At 53.9% G+C, this 2,596-nt stretch carries 3 protein-coding genes; all 3 read right to left on the reverse strand.

The annotated features are described in order from the left end of the window. Nucleotides 1–398, reverse strand: a 398-nt coding sequence (locus Q7U71_02580; protein MDO9390639.1) for a hypothetical protein, incomplete at its 3' end; no start/stop codon positions are given. Between the two features lie 146 nt (nucleotides 399–544). Next, nucleotides 545–1,261, reverse strand: a complete 717-nt coding sequence (locus tag Q7U71_02585) for a hypothetical protein (protein ID MDO9390640.1) — start codon at nucleotides 1,259–1,261, stop codon at nucleotides 545–547. Nucleotides 1,262–1,421: 160 nt separating this feature from the next. Continuing rightward, a partial coding sequence (locus tag Q7U71_02590) for a S1 RNA-binding domain-containing protein (protein MDO9390641.1) occupies nucleotides 1,422–2,596 on the reverse strand: 1,175 nt, incomplete at its 5' end.

Below are 2,596 nucleotides of genomic sequence, written 5' to 3' on the forward strand. Positions count from 1 at the left end.
TCAAAACGAGCAGGGGACATTTCAATAACGTTGGACAGCATTTCCGTAGCGTTGAGTACCATTTCAGCCAGTGAAATCTGCATTTTAAGACGAACAGTGAGCATTTTGGTAAGAGCAGTGGATATTTTAACAGCGTTGACGAGCATTTCACTATCAATAAGCAACATTTCAGTCAGAGCAGCCAACATTTCAAGACGAGCAGTAAGCATTTCAATAAGAACAACCGCCATTTCGGTAAGAGCGGCTGTCATTTCGTCACCCGTGGCGAGCATATTGGCAAGAGCGAACTGCATTTCAAGATGAGCGAAGGACATTTCGGTAAGAACAACCGCCATTTCGGTGCGAGCATTGAGCATTTCGGCACCCAAGAGCAGCATTTCAACAAGAGCAACCGCCATTTCAGTGTGAGCAAGGTGCATTTTTGTAAGCGCAAGATGCTAAATAGATGTTTTGCAGTCACTTACAATACAAAATGACTTTACGCTGTTTCCCTAATCAAAACCCCTCTCCTAAGTCCTTAGGAGAGGGGTTTTTGGTGCAAGGTCTAAGCCTTGGGTTCTTCCTTTGTATCTTCTTCCTTATGGTTGGTAACGTGCCGGTACAGTATCTTAAAATTGAAGGTCTCGGCCAGGGTCGGCTCGTTAACAAACAATTCCCTTCCGGCTTCGTTGATCACCTTCAAACCCTTGTACAACAACCCCTTTTTGTAATAATATTCCCGCACCTTCTGGGGCAGTTGGCTCATTTTTTTGATCTCCTGGTCGGCGTCTGCGGCCAGCAGAGCCTTGGCCAAGTTCTTTCCCTCGGTCACCAACGCGGCGTTGTCGCTGACCGATATGGAGGGCGAGGTTTTCTCAAAATCCTTGACCATCAGGTCTATGGCCTGGGAGAATTCCTTTAGCTTGGCGTTGGAGACCATGTGCAGCAGGGTATCCGGCACCTGCTTGCCCATGTGCATGGCCCGTTTGGAACGCTTTACCACCCTCCGCATCCAGACCTTGGCTTTGCGGATGGCCTCGTTCTGGGCCGAGGTGGCGAACTTGGATTCCTGGGCGGTGGCCTCCTTGTCCTTGGCCGCCTCCCGCACCTCTTCCCTTACCGCCGTCACTTCTTCCACATACTTCGGAGGAAGCAGGTTGGTGATGCCTTTACCCTGTGCCGTAGCGATGCCCAGCGTGTAGCCGCCCTGCTCCACCAAACCGCTGCCCGAGAACCTTGAACCGATGACTATCAGTTCCTCCTTGCCCAGTTCAGTTATCATGGGTCGCTCCTTTTTAGGGTTTAATTGATGCCATGATAATACCGAAAACCCGCCTTTTTGTCAACAACAAAAACCTGGACTTACCAACAAAAATAAAACAGCGGGCCGGAAAAACTCCGGCCCGCCGTTTACTAAGAACTGTTTTATGCTTGTCTTATTTTTACTGAACCTGTTCTGCTCCCGGGGCTTCCTTGGGCTCTTCCTTCAGATACGGCTTGATGTCCTCGGCCTCCTGGCCCGATATCAAAGCCTTCTGGGAAAGGGCTATCCGGCGGTTGTTGACGTCGATCTCGATGATCTTGAGGTCCATCTCCTCGCCGCCCTTGAAGTTCTCTTCCAGCTTGGTCTCGTCAACCTTGTCCAGTTCCGAGACCGGCACGAAGCCCTCAAAACCCTTGTCCATGTCCACCAGCAGGCCACGCTCCAGCGGCCGGTTCACCTTGCAGTGCACCGTCTGGCCCAGGGTAAAGCTCTGGCCGACCGTGTTCCAGGGGTCCTCCTCCATCTGCTTGATGCCCAGCGATATCCGGTGGTTCTCCTTGTCGATGTTGGTGACCACCACGTTGACGTCATCGCCCTTCTTGACCACGTCGCCGGGATGCTTGATGCGCTTGGTCCAGGAGATGTCCGAAATATGGATCAGGCCGTCGATCCCGTCCTCCAGCTCCACAAAGATGCCGAAGTTGGTGATGTTGCGGACCTTGCCCACCGCCTTGGCCCCTATTGGGTACTTGGCCTCGATGCTGGTCCAGGGATCCGGCCCCAGCTGGCGCAGGCCCAGCGATATCTTCTGCTCGGCCTTGTCTATCTTCAGCACCATGGCTTCCACCGAGTCCCCGATGGAGACTATCTTGGAAGGATGCTTCACCTGGCGGGTCCAGGACATCTCGGAGATGTGGATCAGTCCCTCCACCCCCTTCTCCAGTTCGATGAAGGCGCCGTAATCGGTGATGGATACGATCTTGCCCAGGATCTTGGTTCCCACCGGGAACTTGGACTCGATGCTCTCCCAGGGATGGGTGGTCAGCTGCTTTAAGCCCAGGGAGACCCGGGACCGCTCGCGGTCGTATTCCAGGATCTTGACCTTGACCTTTTGGCCGATCTGGACCAGTTCCGAAGGATGGCTGATCCGGCCCCACGACATGTCGGTGATATGGAGCAGGCCGTCCAGGCCGCCCAAATCCACGAACACCCCGAAATCGGTGATGTTCTTGGCGATGCCCTCGCGCACCTGACCCTTGTCTATCTCGGCCAGGATCACCGCCCGCTGCTTGTCACGGTCGGCATCCAGCACCACCCGGCGCGAGACCACGATGTTGCGTTTCTTCTTGTTGA

Source organism: bacterium (assembly GCA_030655055.1).
In the GTDB taxonomy this organism is placed as follows: Bacteria; Edwardsbacteria; AC1; order AC1; family EtOH8; genus UBA5202.